Source organism: Defluviimonas salinarum (assembly GCF_026013545.1).
Classification (GTDB): Bacteria; Pseudomonadota; Alphaproteobacteria; order Rhodobacterales; family Rhodobacteraceae; genus Albidovulum; species Albidovulum salinarum.
This window is the reverse complement of record NZ_JAPDOG010000020.1, coordinates 33,350-49,463: the sequence shown is the minus strand read 5'-3', so window position 1 is coordinate 49,463 and position 16,114 is coordinate 33,350. Positions and strand designations below refer to the sequence as shown.

12 protein-coding genes are annotated in these 16,114 nt (G+C 71.4%); 6 read left to right on the top strand and 6 right to left on the bottom strand.

Annotation, left to right across the window (positions count from 1 at the left end; translation table 11 throughout):
• Positions 1-47: 47 nt before the first annotated feature.
• On the top strand, positions 48-980 hold the full coding sequence (gene hemC / locus OM960_RS18425) for a hydroxymethylbilane synthase (protein ID WP_264772964.1): 933 nt from the start codon (positions 48-50) through the stop codon (positions 978-980).
• Between the two features lie 64 nt (positions 981-1,044).
• On the opposite strand, the gene OM960_RS18420 is transcribed toward hemC, so the two are convergent.
• Positions 1,045-2,463, bottom strand: coding sequence for an FAD-binding oxidoreductase (locus OM960_RS18420; RefSeq protein ID WP_263333687.1), 1,419 nt, complete (start codon positions 2,461-2,463; stop codon positions 1,045-1,047).
• Between the two features lie 160 nt (positions 2,464-2,623).
• On the opposite strand from OM960_RS18420, the gene OM960_RS18415 reads away from it, so the two are divergent.
• Positions 2,624-3,325: a YceI family protein gene (locus OM960_RS18415; protein ID WP_263333685.1), complete on the top strand. Its 702-nt coding sequence runs from the start codon at positions 2,624-2,626 to the stop codon at positions 3,323-3,325.
• 15 nt (positions 3,326-3,340) lie between these two features.
• Here the strand turns inward: OM960_RS18415 and OM960_RS18410 are convergent, their stop codons facing one another.
• On the bottom strand, positions 3,341-3,955 hold the full coding sequence (locus OM960_RS18410; RefSeq protein WP_263333762.1) for an arylesterase: 615 nt from the start codon (positions 3,953-3,955) through the stop codon (positions 3,341-3,343).
• A gap of 79 nt (positions 3,956-4,034) precedes the next feature.
• On the opposite strand from OM960_RS18410, the gene OM960_RS18405 reads away from it, so the two are divergent.
• On the top strand, positions 4,035-4,733 hold the full coding sequence (locus tag OM960_RS18405; RefSeq protein WP_263333684.1) for an ABC transporter ATP-binding protein: 699 nt from the start codon (positions 4,035-4,037) through the stop codon (positions 4,731-4,733).
• Positions 4,730-7,258 carry an ABC transporter permease gene (locus OM960_RS18400; RefSeq protein WP_264772963.1) on the top strand — a complete coding sequence of 843 codons (2,529 nt, stop codon included), beginning with the start codon at positions 4,730-4,732 and terminating at the stop codon, positions 7,256-7,258. The genes OM960_RS18405 and OM960_RS18400 overlap by 4 nt, the downstream gene beginning before the upstream one ends.
• A gap of 63 nt (positions 7,259-7,321) precedes the next feature.
• Here OM960_RS18400 and OM960_RS18395 read toward each other — a convergent pair whose 3' ends face one another.
• From OM960_RS18395 to OM960_RS18380, 4 genes are all read right to left on the bottom strand, one after another.
• Positions 7,322-9,769 (bottom strand): heavy metal translocating P-type ATPase, encoded by a 2,448-nt coding sequence (locus tag OM960_RS18395; protein WP_264772962.1) that lies wholly within the window; start codon positions 9,767-9,769, stop codon positions 7,322-7,324.
• Between the two features lie 75 nt (positions 9,770-9,844).
• Complete coding sequence (locus OM960_RS18390) at positions 9,845-11,056, bottom strand: efflux RND transporter periplasmic adaptor subunit (RefSeq protein ID WP_264772961.1); 1,212 nt, start codon at positions 11,054-11,056, stop codon at positions 9,845-9,847.
• 3 nt (positions 11,057-11,059) lie between these two features.
• Positions 11,060-13,429 carry an ABC transporter permease gene (locus OM960_RS18385; RefSeq protein WP_264772960.1) on the bottom strand — a complete coding sequence of 790 codons (2,370 nt, stop codon included), beginning with the start codon at positions 13,427-13,429 and terminating at the stop codon, positions 11,060-11,062.
• A complete protein-coding gene (locus OM960_RS18380) occupies positions 13,423-14,130 on the bottom strand; it encodes an ABC transporter ATP-binding protein (protein WP_263333674.1) in 708 nt (235 codons plus the stop codon). Before OM960_RS18380 ends, OM960_RS18385 begins: the two co-directional genes overlap by 7 nt.
• Before the next feature lie 217 nt (positions 14,131-14,347).
• Between OM960_RS18380 and OM960_RS18375 the strand changes: the two genes are divergently transcribed.
• Positions 14,348-14,947: a L,D-transpeptidase gene (locus OM960_RS18375; RefSeq protein WP_264772959.1), complete on the top strand. Its 600-nt coding sequence runs from the start codon at positions 14,348-14,350 to the stop codon at positions 14,945-14,947.
• A 43-nt stretch (positions 14,948-14,990) separates the two neighbouring features.
• A complete protein-coding gene (mnmH, locus tag OM960_RS18370; RefSeq protein WP_264772958.1) occupies positions 14,991-16,061 on the top strand; it encodes a tRNA 2-selenouridine(34) synthase MnmH in 1,071 nt (356 codons plus the stop codon).
• The last annotated feature ends 53 nt before the right edge of the window (positions 16,062-16,114 follow it).

The window sequence follows — 16,114 nt, the reverse complement described above, 5'->3', positions numbered from 1 at the left end:
GGCCCATTGCAAGGGCATTCTGTCGCGGTTATGCCGGGCTCATGCAGATGCCCGACGTAACCAGACCGCTGAAGATCGGCACCCGCGGCTCGCCGCTGGCGCTGGCGCAGGCTTTCGAGACCCGAACGCGCCTCATGGCCGCGCACGGGCTGCCCGAGGACGCCTGCGAGATCGTGATCATCAAGACGACCGGCGACCGGGTGCTCGACCGGCCCCTGAAGGAGATCGGCGGCAAGGGCCTCTTCACCAAGGAGATCGAGGAGGCGCTTCTCGCGGGCGACATCGACATCGCGGTCCATTCGATGAAGGACATGCCGGTCGCCCAGCCCGACGGGCTGACGCTCGACTGCTACCTGCCGCGCGAGGACGTGCGCGACGCCTTCGTGTCGCCGTCGGCCGGGAGCCTCGCGGATCTGCCCGAGGGTGCGGTCGTCGGTTCCTCCTCGCTGCGTCGGCGCGCCCAGCTCGCCAACCGGCGGCCGGATCTGAGGATCGTCGAGTTCCGCGGCAATGTTCAGACACGGCTCAAGAAGCTCGAGGACGGGGTGGCTTCGGCGACCTTCCTCGCGATGGCGGGGCTGAACCGGCTCGGCATGACCGGGGTTGCGCGGGGGCCTATCTCGGTCGAGGAGATGCTGCCGGCCGTTGCCCAGGGCGCCATCGGCATCGAGCGGCGGCTGGCCGACAGCCGCGCTGCGGAGCTGCTCGCGGCGATCCATGACCGGACGACCGGCGAGCGGCTCGCCGCCGAACGCGCTTATCTCGCCACGCTCGACGGCTCCTGCGAGACGCCGATCGCCGGGCTCGCGGTCCATGACGACGACGGACTCTGGCTCAGGGGCGAGATCCTGAGGCCGGACGGCTCCGAGGTGATCCGCGGCGAGCGCCGCTGCGGGGTCAGGGACGCGGCCGAGGCAGGGGCGGACCTCGCGCGCGATCTGCTCGGGCAGGCGCCCAAAGGGTTCTTCGACTGGCGCTGAGGGGCGCGACGACGCCGATGCCGTTCCGCCGGACTTGACGGGGCCGAACCGTTTCGGCCGACGGTCAGGCCCGGCTTTCGGGCACGGTCTTTCCGGGATTGAGGATCCCTTTCGGATCGAAGGCCGCCTTCACCGCCCGCATCATGTCGAGCGCCACGGGATCCTTGCGCCGCCGCATCGAGCCGAGCTTCGACCGGCCGATCCCGTGCTCGGCCGAGAACGATCCGCCGAGATCGGCGACGATATCCTCCACCGCCTCGGTGATCCGGTCGTCTAGCGCGGCATCCTCTCGGCCTGGAAAGATTGCGAGGTGGATGTTGCCGTCGCCGAGGTGGCCGACCGTGTTGGTCACGGCGCAGGGGGCGAGGGCATGAAGCCCGTCCTGCAGCCGCGCGAGGAAGGTCTCGACCCGGTCGAGCGGCAGCGCCACGTCGAGATCGACGGCATGGCCGACCCCGGTCGCGATCTCCGCCGCCGCCTCGCGCCGGGCCCAGATCGCCGCGCGCTGGGCCTCGGACGTGGCGATGACGGCGTCGAGAACCAGCCCCTCTTCCAGCATGGCGCCGAGCGTCTCCTCGAGAAGCCCGGTCAGGGGGACGCTGCCGTCAGGGCCGGGGTCGGTGTCGCGGGGTGCGGTCGCGCCGAGCTCGACGAGGATCGTCACGTCGTGGATCTCCGCGAACGGCTGGCCGAGATCGGGGCGCCGGTCGCGGAGCTGTTCCATGTAGTCGCGCGGCATGAACTCGAAAGCCTCGACGAGGCCGCCGGTCGCGTGTTGCAGCCGGTTGAGCAGCGCCAGCGCCGCGGTCAGCGAGGGCGCGGCGAGCATCGCGGTCGCATGGGCGCGCGGGGCGGGAACGAGCTTCATCACCGCCGCGGTGATGACGCCGAGCGTGCCTTCGGCGCCGATGAAGAGGTCCTTCAGGTCGTAGCCGGAGTTGTCCTTGTGCAACTCGGACATGAGATCCATCACCCGCCCGTCGGCCAGAACCACCTCGAGCCCGAGGCAGAGCGCGCGGGTGGAGCCGTAGCGCAGCACGTTGGACCCGCCGGCATTGGTCGAGAGCGCCCCGCCGATCGTCGCCGACCCGCGTGCACCGAACCAGAGCGGAAAGTAGAGGTCCAGCGCCGCGGTCGCGTCGTGGAGGGTCGACAGGATGACACCGGCCTCGACGACGGCGGTTCGCGCCTCGGGGCGGATCGCGCGGATCCGGTTCATCCGTTCGAGCGACAGCATGAGCGCGCCTTCGGCCTCGGTGCCGCCGGTGAGGCCGGTGCGCCCGCCGGCGGGGACGACGGGAAGCGCCTCGACGCTAGCGAGGCGCAGGATCGCGGCGACCTCCGCGGTCGTGGCCGGGCGCAGGACCGCGCGCGGTTCGGACCAGTACCTGCCGGTCCAGTCGTCGCGGTAAGGGGCCGTGTCGGCGCCGGTCAGGACGTTTGCGGGGCCGACGATTTCGGCGAGCCGCTCGATGAGGGTCATGCGGGGAGCCTCCGGAGTCTGGCGCCACTTTCCTGTCTATGCGCAGCATTGGCCAGCAGAAACTAACTCGCGCCGCGCGGCGCGGCGCCGATCCGGAGCGCGGCCCGGACTCGCGCGTTGACAGCCGCCCGGCGCCGGTGGAGCTTGGCCGCCAGAGCCCATGACGAGGGAAACCACATTGCCGCCGTTCGCGCGTTCCCGCGCCTTCCTGATCGCCATCCTCCTTGCCGGTGCGGGTGCCGGCGCCGAGGAGCGTCCGGGTATCGTGCCGGTCGCCACGCTCGCGCCCGCGGGGGAATACCGCCTCGATCCGGCCCATGCGCGTCTCAGCGTCGCGGTCAGCCATCTCGGCTTCTCGAACTACACCCTCTACCTGACCGGGCTCGAGGCCACGCTGGCCTTCGACCCCACCGATCCCGAGGCGATGGAACTGAAGGCGCGCGTCGAACCGGGGTCGGTGCGGACCCTCCACCCCGATCCCGAGGTCGATTTCGACGCCATTTTGGAGGGGCCGGACTTCCTCGACGCCGCGCGTTACCCCGAGATCACCTTCGAGAGCCGCGCGGTGCGGCTCGTCGCGCCGGAGCGGGCGGCGGTGACGGGGGACCTGACGCTCCACGGCGTCACCCGCCGGATCACGCTCAGCGTGACCTTCAACGGCGGTTATGCCGGACATCCGCAGGATCCCGGTGGGGCGCGGGTCGGGTTCTCGGCGCGCGGCACGATCTTCCGGTCGGATTTCGGGATCACCTTCGGCCTTCCCGCGCCCGGCACCACGCTCGGCGTGGGCGACGAGGTCGCGATCCGGATCGAGGCGGAGTTCATCAATCCCGATGCGCCGGGGCCGCAGCTTGGCCCGTGACGCGCGCCGGGCGCCTCACTCCGCGCTGTCGAGCATGTCCAGCACCTCCGGCCCGAGCCCCTCGACCACGAGCGCCACGCCCTCGGCGTTCGGGTGCAGCCCGTCGGGCTGGATGTAGGCGGCGATCGCGGCGGCGCGATCCTCCTGCGCGAGGATCGGAGAGAGGAAGGGCGGGGCGAGGCGGGCGCCATGCTCCTTGGCAAGCTCGGGGTAGATTGCGTCAAAGGCGTCCTTGTAGTCGGGCCCGTAGTTGCCCGGTGCCGTCATCGGTACGAGGAGGACCGGAAGCTGGCGTTCGTCGGCCCGGTCGAGGATCGCGTCGAGATTGGCTCGCGCCTCCTCCGGCGGCAGGCCACGCAGGAGGTCGTTGCCGCCGAGCGTCACGATCATCGCATCGACCTCGGGCGTCAGCGCCCAGTCGATCCGCGCCAGCCCGCCGGCCGTCGTGTCGCCCGAAACGCCGCCGTTCAGGACCGTGACCTCGGCGCCATGCTCGGCGAGCCAGCCTTGCAGCTGCTGCACGAACCCCTCTTCGGGCGGCAGGCCGTAGCCCGCGGTGAGGCTGTCACCGAAGGCGAGCAGGGTCAGCGGCTCGGCCGCCGCCCCCGCCGGAACGAGCGCCGCGAGCAGGGCTGTGGCGCGGGCGAGGTTGCCAGCGCGCCCCCGGACCCCATATGGATTCGGAAGGTGGAACGGGCGGATAGACCGGATGAGCGAGACGATCCTGAAGATGGAAGCGGCCCGGCTGGTGCTGGAGGGCAATGCCGGTCCGCTGGAGATCCTGCGCGGCGTCACGCTGTCGGTCGCGCGCGGCGAAAGCCTCGGTCTGGTCGGTCCGTCCGGGTCGGGCAAGTCCTCGCTCCTCATGCTGATGGGCGGGCTCGAACGCGCCACATCGGGCCGGGTCGAGGCTCTGGGCCAGGACCTGACGGCGATGGACGAGGACCAGCTTGCCCGGTTCCGCCGGGGCAATATGGGGATCGTGTTCCAGTCCTTCCACCTTATTCCGACGATGACCGCGCTGGAGAATGTCGCGATCCCGCTGGAACTGGCGGGCAAGCGCGACGCCTTCGGCCGCGCGGCGGCGGAGCTGGAGGCGATGGGTCTCGGCGCGCGGATGGACCATTATCCGGCGCAGCTCTCGGGTGGCGAGCAGCAGCGCGTGGCGCTGGCCCGCGCCGCCGCGCCGCGCCCGGCGATCTTCCTCGCCGACGAGCCCACCGGCAATCTCGACGGGGCGACCGGCGAGGCGATCATGGAGCTTCTCTTCGGCCTGCGCGACCGGCATGGCGCGACGCTCATCCTCGTCACCCATGCGCCCGAGCTTGCAGCGCGCTGCGACCGCGTGGTGCGGCTTCTCGACGGGCGGATCGCCGGTGAGGAACTGGCCCGCAAGGTGGCCGAATGACGCTCGCGCTCGCCGCCCGGATCGCCCGGCGCGAGATGCGCGGCGGGCTCGGCGGCTTTACCGTCTTCCTCCTCTGTCTGATGCTCGGGGTCGCGGCGATCGCCGCGGTGGGCACTGTCCGGTCGGCGATCGAGGTGGCGATCCGCGACCAGGGCGCGGTGCTTCTGGGCGGCGATGCCGAGATGTCCTTTACCTATCGCTACGCGAGCGAGGCCGAGCGCGGCTTCATGGAGCGCCGGGCCGAGCGGGTGGCCGAGGTCGTCGATTTCCGCTCCATGGCGGTCGCGGGCGCGGGCGAGACGGCCGAACGGGCGCTGACCCAGGTCAAGGGCGTGGATGCGGCCTATCCGCTGACCGGGCGGCTGGTGCTCGATCCCGACATGCCGCTGGCCGAGGCGCTGGCGGATGTGGACGGGGTGCCGGGCGCGGTGCTCGACCCGGTGCTGGCCGACCGGCTCGGGCTCGCGGTCGGCGACCGCTTCCGGCTCGGGCTGAAGGAGTTTCGTGTCGCTGCGCGGCTCCTGCGCGAGCCGGACGGCGCCACGTCGGGCTTCACCTTCGGGCCGCGCAGCATCGTGCGGAGCGACGCGCTCGCGGGCTCGGGGCTTCTGGAGCCCGGCAGTCTCTTCGACACCCATTACCGGCTCCTGCTGCCGGCGGGGAGCGACCTCGACGCACTCAAGCGCGAGGCCGAGGCGGCGTTCCGCGACACCGGGCTCCGGTGGCGCGACGCGCGGCGCGGCGCGCCGGGGATGCAGAGATTCGTGGAGCGGATGGGCTCGTTCCTGGTGCTGGTCGGGCTCGCCGGGCTCGCCGTCGGCGGTGTCGGCATCGGCGCGGCGGTGACCTCCTACCTGGAGGGCCGGGTCGAGACGATGGCGGCGCTGAAGGCGCTCGGGGCGGAAAGCCGAATGATCTTCGCGGTCTATCTCGTCCAGATCGGCGTGCTGGCGGGGATCGGCATCGCCCTGGGGCTGGTGCTTGGCGCGGCGTTGCCGGTTCTGGCCGGCCCGCTCATCGCCGCGCGGCTGCCGATCCCGGTCGAGATGGTCGTGACCGGCCGGCCGCTGGCCGAGGCCGGGCTTTATGGTGCCCTTGCCGCCGCGCTTTTCGCGCTCTGGCCACTGGCACGGACGCGCGAGGTGAAGGCGGCGGCGCTTTTCCGCGATCTCGGGCCAGGGCGGCGGCAATGGCCGGGCTGGCGGCTGGGGCTCGTGCTGGCATCCATCGCCGGTCTTCTGGTCGTCGTGGCCACGTCGCTGTCCGGCGTGCCGACCCTCGCGCTCTGGACGCTCGGCGGCGTCGCGGCGGCGCTTGTCGTGCTCGCCCTGGCGGCCTTCGCGCTCAGCCGGATCGCCCGGCGGATGGGCAAGCGCGCGCGCGGGCGCCCGGCGCTCAGGCTCGCGCTCTCGGCCATCGGCGGACCGCGCGAGGAGGCGCGGGCGGTGGTGCTGTCGCTTGGGCTCGGGCTCTCGGTCCTCGCCGCCGTCGGCCAGATCGACGCCAATCTCAGGGGCGCCATCGCCGAGGACCTGCCGGAGGTGGCGCCGTCCTATTTCTTCGTCGACATCCAGCCCGACCAGATCGAGGGCTTCCGGGCCCGGCTCGACGGCGACCGGGCGGTGACGAAGGTCGAGGCCGCGCCGATGCTGAGGGGCGTGGTGACGGAGATCAATGGCCGTGACGCGCGCGAGGTGGCGGGCGATCACTGGGTGGTGCGGGGCGATCGCGGTCTGACCTATGCGGCGGTACCTCCGGAGGGCACGAGGATCGTGGCGGGGGCGTGGTGGCCGGAGGATTACGCCGGGCCGCCGCAGATGAGCTTCGCGCGCGAGGAGGCCGAGGAGATCGGCCTGAGGCTCGGCGACCGAGTGACGGTGAACGTCCTTGGCCGCGACATCGAGGCCGGGATCACCTCGTTCCGCGAGGTGGATTTCGGCACCGGCGGCATCGGCTTCGTGATGTCGATGAACCCCGCGGCGCTCGCCGGCGCGCCGCACAGCTGGATCGCCACCGTCCATGCCGATCCGTCCGCCGAGGCGGCGATCCTGCGCGATCTCGCCTCGGTCTATCCCAACATCACCGCGATCCGGGTCCGCGACGTGGTCGACCGGGTCTCCGAGGCGCTGGCGGCGATCGCCCGGGCCACCGCGATCGCCGCCGGGGTGACGCTTCTGACCGGGGTCGTGGTGCTCGTCGGTGCGGCGGCGGCGGGCGAGCGGGCGCGGGTCTTCGAGGCCGCGGTGCTAAAGACGCTCGGGGCGACGCGCGGGCTGGTGCTGAGGAGCTTCGCGCTCCGTTCGGCGCTGATGGGGGCGGCGGCGGGGCTGGTGGCCGTCGGGTTCGGCGCCGGTGCGGGCTGGGCGGTGATGGTCTTCGTGATGGAGGGGGCGTTCCGCTTCGAGCCGGTCTCGGCCCTGTCCATCGTTGTCGGCGGGGCGCTGGCGACGCTGGTCGCGGGGCTTCTCTTCGCGCTCCGGCCGCTGGCGGCGCGGCCGGCGCAGGTCCTGCGGGCGCGGGACTGACGGCGAGGCCGGGGGGGCGCCGCCCCCCGGGACCCCGCGGGGTATTTCGGCAATGAAGAAGGATCAGGCCTGTCTTTGTCGCCAGGGGCCGGCGCGGCGGAGCCGGAGCGCGTTCGTCACCACGAAGACCGAGGAGAGGGCCATCGCGGCGGCGGCGAGCATCGGCGAGAGCAGCATGCCGTTCACCGGGTAGAGGAGGCCGGCGGCGACCGGGATCAGCAGCACGTTGTAGCCGAAGGCCCAGAAGAGGTTTTGGCGGATGTTGCGCATCGTCGTGCGCGAGAGCCGGACCGCGTCCGCGACCGCGCCGGGGTCGCCGGTCATCAGCACGACCTCGGCGGCCTCGATCGCGACATCGGTGCCGGTGCCCATGGCGATGCCGATATCGGCGGCGGCGAGGGCGGGGGCGTCGTTGATGCCGTCACCGGTGAAGGCGGTCGTACCTTGCGACTTGAGGGATTCGAGGGCTGCGACCTTGCCTTCGGGCAGGACCTCGGCCTCGACATGGTCGATGCCGAGGTCGGCGGCGATGGCCTCTGCCGTGGCCTTGGCGTCGCCGGAGATCATCGCCGTCTTCACGCCCATCTCGTGGAGCGCGGCGATCGCCGCCCTGGCACCCGGTTTGACCGGGTCCGCGACCGCGAGGAGCGCGGCCGGCCTTCCGTCGACGGCGATCAGGATCGGGGTCTTGGCCTCGGCGGCGAGGCGCGCGGTCTCGGGGACGAGCGGGGCCGCGTCGACCCCGGCCTCGACGAGCGCGCGGGCGTTGCCGATGAGGAGGTCGTGGCCGCCCACGCGTGCGGTGAGGCCGCGGCCGGGCAGGGCCGTGGCGGTCTCCGCCTCGGGCGGGGTGAGGCCGCGCGCCTCGGCCTCGGCGAGGATCGCGCGGGCGAGCGGGTGTTCGGAGCGCGCCTCGGCGCCGGCCGCGAGGGCGAGGACAGTGTCGGCATCGAAGCCGTTCGCCGGGATCAGGTCGGTGAGGCGCGGCGTGCCCTCGGTCAGGGTGCCGGTCTTGTCGAAGGCGACGATGCGCGCCTCGGAGAGCCGCTGCAGCGCGTCGCCGCGGCGAAAGAGGAGGCCGAACTCGGCGCCGCGGCCGGTGCCGACAAGGATAGAGACCGGGGTGGCGAGCCCCATCGCGCAGGGGCAGGCGATGATCAGCACCGAGATTCCGGCGACGAGCGCATGGGTGAGCGCGGGGGCGGGGCCGACGAGGAGCCAGGTGAGAAAGGAGAGCGCCGCGAGCGCCATCACCGCGGGGACGAACCAGAGCGTGATCCGGTCGACGAGCGCCTGGACCGGGAGTTTCGCGCCCTGCGCGTCGGCGACCATGGCGATGATCCGGGCGAGGACGGTATCGGCGCCGGTGGCGGTGACGCGGAAGCTGAGGGCGGAGGCGCCGTTCACGGTGCCGCCGGTGACCGGGGCGCCCGCGGCCTTTTCGACCGGGGCGGGTTCGCCGGTGAGCATGGATTCGTCGATCCAGCCATGCCCCGCGGTCACGATGCCGTCGACCGCGACGCGTTCGCCGGGTGCGAGGCGGATGATGTCGCCGGGGGCGAGATCCTCGACCGGCACGTCCTCGACGCCGCCGTCGCGCTCGACCCGCGCTGTTTCGGGACGCAGACCGATGAGCCGCCGGATCGCCTCGCCGGCCTGGCCCTTGGCGCGGGCCTCGAGGAGCCGGCCGAGCAGGATCAGCGTGACGATGGTGGCGGCGGCCTCGTAATAGACGCCGCGCGCGGCCTCGGGGAGAAGGCTGGGGGCGAAGGTCGCGACCGCGGAATAGGCGAAGGCGGCGAGGCTGCCGAGCGCCACGAGCGAGTTCATCTCGGGCGCGCCGCGCAGGAGCGCGGGAATGCCGTGGCGGAAGAAGAGGAAGCCGGGGCCGAGGAGGATCGCCGCGGTCAGAACGAACTGGATGCGCCAGGAATTGGCTTCGCCGAGCGTTCCCATGATCCAGTGGTGAAAGGCGGGCACCATGTGGGTGCCCATCGCGAGCACGACGACCGGGACCGCGAGCACGGCCGAGATCGCGACGGCGCGGCGGAGTTTTGCGGCCTCGTCGGCCTGACGGTCGCCCGAAGGTGCTGCTTTGAGGGCCGGCTTCGCCGTGTAACCGGCGGCGGTGACGGCGGCGGCGAGCGCCTCGGGCGTCGTGGTGCCGGAGGTGTAGCGGATGCGGGCCGACTGGGTGGCGAGGTTGACCTCGGCCTCCGCGACGCCCGGAACGGACTTCAGGGCCCGTTCGACCCGACCGACGCAGGAGGCACAGGTCATGCCCTCGACCTCGAGCCGGGTCTCGATCTCCGTGGCCGGGTAGCCCGCCACCTTGAGCGCCGCGGCGAGCGTCACCGCATCGGTGCCGTCGTAGTCGACGCTCGCGGTGCTGGCGATGAGGTTCACCTGCGCGTCCTCGACGCCCGGCACGGCTTTCAGTGCGCGCTCGACGCGGCCGACGCAGGAGGCGCAGCTCATGCCCTCGACGGTGAAGGTGGTGTGGGTGGTCATGGAGCCTCCTTCCGCCGATAGATGTGGGGCGGAGCGGGGAAAGTCAAACGCGCGCGTCGCCGCAGGACCGTCCGCTCAGGGTGCGCCGCGATCGGTGACCGGCGTGCCCTCGGCGATGGCGTCGGAGGGGTGCAGGATCACCCGGTCGCCGGGGGCGAGGCCCTCGGTCACCTCGGCCGCGGTGCCGTTCCGGCGGCCGATCGTGACCGGGGTCAGGCGGGCGCCGCCGTCCATCTCGCGGAACACCGCCCACTGGCCCTCCCGGCGGAAGAGCGCCGAAAGCGGCACCTGTAGCACGTCGGCGCCTTCCCAGGTGACGATGCGCAGATAGACCGCGAAGCCGTCGCCGAGCCCCTTGCGCTTCTCGGGCGGGCTGGTGATGTCGAAGATCGCGTCGACGCGCTGCTCCTCGATTCCGAGGGCGGAGACCTTGGTACGCGCCGATGGTTCAACCCGCCGCAGAGTCGCCTCGAGCGGCACCGGGCCGCCCCAGCGTTCGACGATGGCGCGGACGCCGGGTTCGAGGCCCACCGCATCGGCCGAGAGAAGGTCGGCGACGATCTCCAGATCGTCGGTGCGGCCGAGCGAGACGAGCCTCGTGCCGGCGAGGACCGGCCGCTCACTGACAATGTCGACCGACAGCACCGTGCCGGTGATCGGCGCACGGAGCGTGATGCAGCATTGCTCGCCGGGGCCGGAGGCCGCGCCCGGCTCGATTAGCGCGGCGCGGGCGCGTCGCAGGGCGCTGGTCGACATCGCGACATTCGACTGCGCGGCCTCGCGCGCGGCGAGGCGGATCGAGAGGATCTGGGCCGCATCCTCGAGCTGGGTCAGCGAGGTGACGCCGCGCTCGGCCAGCGTCTGGGCGCGGTCGTACTGGCTCTGCGCGTGGGCGAGTTCCTCCTCGGTCTGGAGGAGCTGCGCCTCGGCGAAGCGGAGCGCCGCCTCGGCCTCCTGAACTGCGGCCTGGGCCTGCTGGCGTGAGCGCGCGTCGAGGAGGGCCGGAGCCGCCGGCTCGACCACCGCGACCACCGTTTCGCCCGCGATCACAGGGTCACCGACCTCCACTGGCGCCCGGCGCGCGGTGCCGAAGATCGGGGTCGCGACATCGAAGACGTCATGGATCCGGGTCTCGCCGTCGGCATTCACGGTGACCAGCATCGGCCCGCGTGCAAGGTCAGCGATGTCGACCGGCACCGGCTCGGTCCGGAAACCGATCCAGCCGAGCCCGGCCAGCGTCGCGGCGCCGATGAGGCCGATGATGTAGTGGCGCGGTTGCAGAGCCATGGGTCACTCCCTTGTTTTCATGACCGCGACGAGGTCGAGCCTGTCGATGCGGCGGCGCACGATGAGCGCCGAGACGAGCGCGGTGACGAGCACGATCAGGCTCGCGCGGGCGAAGGTGGAGGGGACGATCACGAAGGGGATCTCGTAGAGGTCGCTCGTCACGCCCTGGGTGAAGGCCCAGGCGATGCCCATGCCGGCGAGCCAGCCGAAGGGTTGGGCGAGGAGCGCGAGCACCATCGTCTCTCCGACGAGGATGAAGGAGACCTCGCCGCGCGAGAAGCCGAGGATCCGCAGGCTCGCCAGTTCGCGGGCGCGTTCGGAAAGCTGGATGCGGGCGCCGTTGTAGGTGACGCCCACCGTGATCAAGACGGCGATGACGATGTAGACCGTCGCGGTGATGTCGATGTTCTTCTGGATCGTGTCCTTGAACGAGCGCAGCATGTCGGTGAGCATGGCCGTCCCGGCGAGCGCCGGCATCTCGTTGAGCGCGCGGTGGAATTCGGCCCTGTGGGCCTCGTCGATCGTCACGTTGGCGACCGAGACGCGCGGCGCCTGGCGGCGGATCGCGTTCAGCGTCTCGAAATCGGCATAGGCGCCGAGGCCGATGTATTGCGGGATCGTCGCGTGGAGTGGCAGCGACACTGTCTCGCGGCGGCCCGACAGGAACTCGACCTCGACGGGATCGCCGATGGCGAGGCCGAGCTGCTCGGCGAGCCGCTCGGTGAGGACGAGCCCGCCGGGCGCCACCGCGGTGACGCGGCCCGCGTCGGTGACGACGCGCGAGAGATCGGAATCGGGGCGGCGCGCCTCGATTCCGGTGTGCTTTTCGAGATGGCCGTTGCGGAGGATCACCGCCTCGCTCAACTGCCCCTCGATCTGCATGGCGCCGGGCAGGCTGCGCAACTCGTCGAGCGAGATCTCGGGCAGGTCCTCGGTGAACATCAGCACGACATCCTGCCGGTTGGCGAGGCCGAAGGTGGTGTCGAGCATCTTGTCGAGCGCGTCGTCGAAGAAGCTCGCCGCGGCGAGGACGGCGACGGCCATCGAGAGGCCGAGGGCACTTGCCGCCGCGCGGATCGGCCAGCGCACGAGGTTGCGCAGGATCATCATCGCCGGCTGCGAGAGGCGCAGGCGGGCCATGATCCGGTCGATGAGCCCGCGGCGGAAGCGCGGCGGCGCGGGTGGCTGCATCGCGACGGCTGGCGGCAGGCGCGCGGCCTTCAGCGCCACCCTGAGCGCGCCGAAGGCGGCCGAGCCGAGGCCGATCAGACCGGAGATCGCGTAGACCGTCCAGGAGCCGCGGAAGATCAGGTAGGGGAAGTTGAAGAAATCGGCGTAGAGCGTGGCGAGCCCGTGCGCCATCCAGGCACCGAAGCCCCAGCCGACGAGGATGCCGACCACCGCCGTCAGCCCGGCGAGCATCAGGTAGTGCATCGCGATCGCGGTGTTGGAATAGCCCAGAGCCTTCAGGAGCCCGATCTCTGAGCGTTCGAGCGCCACGATGCGGCCGAGCACCATGTTCACGAGGAAGGCGGCGACGCCGAAGAAGATCGGCGGTAGCACGACCGTCATGGTCCAGAGCTGGTCCATCTCGGAGGAGACGAAACTGTCGGAGATCTGGCGGTCGCGGCCATAGGCGCCGGTGCCGCCATAGGGGTCGAGCAGGGCGTCGAGCCGGTCGATCACCTCGGCCTCGCTCGCGCCGGCATAGAGCGCGATGGTCACGCTGTTGAAGGCGCCCGACATGTCGAAGGCGGCCTGCACCGCGCGTTCGGGCATCCAGATGACCGCGAAGCCCTCCTTGTCGGGCATCAGCGCGCCGGGGCCGAGCGCGTATATGAATTCGGGCGAGAGCACGGTTCCGGTGATCGTGAGCTCGCGCCGCGCGCCGTTCAGGTTGGCCGAGAAGCGGTCGCCGGGCCGGTAGCCGTTGGCGAGCGCGAAGGGCTCGTTGACCGCGACCTCGGCCTCGGCATCGGGGTCGGGCAGGCGGCCCGAGCGCAGGATCGGCAGGTTGAGGAGCGGCTCCCCCGAGGCGGGCAGCGAGAGGATCTGGCCGACCGCGACCTCCTCGCGCCCCGGCAGGTCGAGCATCACCATGCCCTCGGTCCGCGCCTCGGCGGTGCGGATGCCGGGGATCGCGGCGATCTCGGGCAGGAGCGACATCGGCGCGCGCCGCGCCGGCGCCCAAAGATCGGCGAGACGGTTGCGCCCGTAATAGGCGTCGCGGCTGTCGCCGAGCGCCTGGTACATGCCGAACGAGGTCAACAGCGCCGCGACCCCGCAGGCCAGCACCATCGAGATCGCGAGAACCTGCGCCCAGAGGCGGAAGAAGTCGCGCAGGAGCTTGCGGTCGAGCGCGTGCATCACCATTCGATCTCCGAGGGCGCGAGGCGGGTGTCATTGGTCTCGACCGAGGAGATGCGGCCGTCCTGGAAGCGGAGGACCCGGTGCGCCATCTTCCGGATCATCGCGTTGTGGGTGATCACCACGGTCGCGGTTCCGAGCTCGTCGTTCACGCGCTGAAGCGCCTCGAGCACCTGGACGCCTGTCTTGCTGTCCAGGGCGCCGGTCGGTTCGTCGCAAAGGAGCACTTCGGGCCGCTTGGCGATGGCCCGCGCGATCGCCACCCGCTGCTGCTCGCCACCCGAAAGCTCGGCCGGAAAATGGTCGAGCCGCGGTTCGAGCCCGACGAGCGCGAGGGCCTCGGCCGGGCGCATCGGGTGCTTCGAGACATCGGTGACGAGCTGGACATTCTCGCGCGCGGTGAGCGAGGCGACGAGGTTGTAGAACTGGAAGACGAAGCCGACATGGTCGCGCCGGTAGGCGGTGAGCTGGCGGTCGCCCATCCCGGTGAGCTCCAGATCGCGGAACCAGACCCGGCCCGAGGTCGCGGTGTCGAGCCCGCCGAGGATGTTCAGAAGCGTCGACTTGCCCGAGCCGGAGGGGCCGAGCAGGACCGTCAGCTCGCCCTCGTAAAGCTCCAGATCGACGCCGGCGAGGGCGTGGACCTTCACCTTGCCGGTGTCGTAGACCTTGGTGAGGTTCTCGGTTCTGAAGACGGGCGGGGCCATGGCTTGTCCTTTGCGATCCTATCGCCCGGCACGCGGGCCGCGTCATTGATCTGGCGCAATAGAAGGCCGGCGGATCGGGCACGCACAGGTCCGAGGATGGCATATTCGCGCCCTAACACGGCCAGATTCTTCGGAAAAAACAGATCGAAAAGGACAAATCTGGGTTAGACTGGTGGATGCGGCCTCGCGCGGGGGCGCTGCAGAGGAGAACGAGACTATGCCTGACCGTCGTGCGCTTGTGACCGGAGCCCTGGCCGCGGGGATGCTCGCCGCCCTGCCACCGGCCGCACGCGCCGCAACGGGACAGGCGCCCGCGGCGCCTGCCCAGCCGGTCCCCGGCCTGACCATCGCGCCAGAGTTCTACCCCATCGTGATGCGCGTCAAGCGCAGCTTCGTGCCGGGCTCGATCCACGTGCTCTCGTCGCAGCATTTCCTCTATTTCATCGCCAAGCCCGGCTGGGCGGTCCGCTACGGCGTCGCGGTCGGCAAGGCGGAGCTCGTCTATCGCGGCCAGGCGGTGGTCGGGCGCAAGGTCGAATGGCCGAGCTGGAAGCCGACGCCGGAGATGATCGAGCGCAATCCCGCCGCTTACGCGAAATATGCCGAGGGCATGCCGGGCGGGCCGAACAATCCTTTGGGCGCGCGGGCGCTCTATCTCTTCCAGAATGGCCATGACACTGCGATCCGCATCCACGGCACGACCGAGCCGAACTCGATCGGACGATCGGTGTCGAACGGCTGCATCCGCATGGTCAATTCCCATGTCGTCGATCTTTACGACCGCGTCGCGCTCGGCGCGCCGGTGATGGTCTACTGATCACACCCCTTCCGGCGCAGCGCCGGGGGCGCTATGAGGGGCCATGGCGCTGACGCTCACCTCCCTTGCCCAAGTGGCCGCGTTCGATTTCGACGCGGTGATCGACGTGCGCTCCCCCTCGGAATATGCCGAGGACCACCTGCCGGGCGCGATCAACCTTCCGGTGCTCGACGATGCCGAACGCGCCCGCGTCGGGACGATCTACAAGCAGAACTCGCCCTTCCGCGCCCGCAAGCTCGGGGCCGCCCTCGTGGCGCGAAACGCCGCGCGCCATCTCGAAGGGCCTCTGGCCGACATGCCGGGCGGCTGGCGTCCGCTCGTCTATTGCTGGCGCGGCGGTCAGCGGTCTGGCTCCTTCGCGACGATCCTCGGCCAGGTCGGCTGGCGGGTGGAACTGGTCGAGGGCGGCTACAAGGCCTGGCGCAAGCTCGTGGTCGAGGAGCTGCAGGAGCGCCCCGTCCGGGCGCCGGTCGTCGTGCTCGACGGCAATACCGGCTCGGCCAAGACCGAGGTTCTCGGGCTCCTCGCGGCTGAGGGGCTGCAGGTGATCGACCTTGAGGGGCTCGCCAACCACCGTGGCTCGCTCTTTGGCGACATGCCCGGCGGCCAGCCCTCGCAGAAGGCGTTCGAGGGGCGGCTCGCGACCGCGCTTGCGGGTCTCGATCCGGTTCGGCCGGTGGTGGTGGAGGCCGAAAGCTCGCGCGTCGGCAATCTCGCGGTGCCAAAGCAGCTCTGGGCGGCGATGTGCGCCGCGCCGCGCGTGCGGATATCGGCGCCGCTGGTGGCGCGGGCGGACTACCTCGCGCGCGCCTATGCCGACGTGACCGACGATCCCGCAAGGCTCGCCGCGGTGGTGGAACGGCTCCGGCCGGTCCACGCCGCCGAGGTGATCGAGACCTGGCTCGGGCTCGCGGGGCAGGGCGCCTATCCCGACCTCGCGCGCGACCTGATGGAGCGCCACTACGACCCGCGCTACGAAAAGCACCGCGCCCGGTTCGCGCCCGAGCGCGAGGCGCTGGTCGAGACCCCGAGCCTCGCCCCGGATGCGCTGCGCTCGCTCGCAAGCGGGGTGGCCGCGGCCGCGCGCAGGCTCACGGGATCCGCGCGGGACTGACCCCGCCCGAGTGCCCGTCGCCCTGGCGACGGGCGCGAGAGATCACTTGCGCC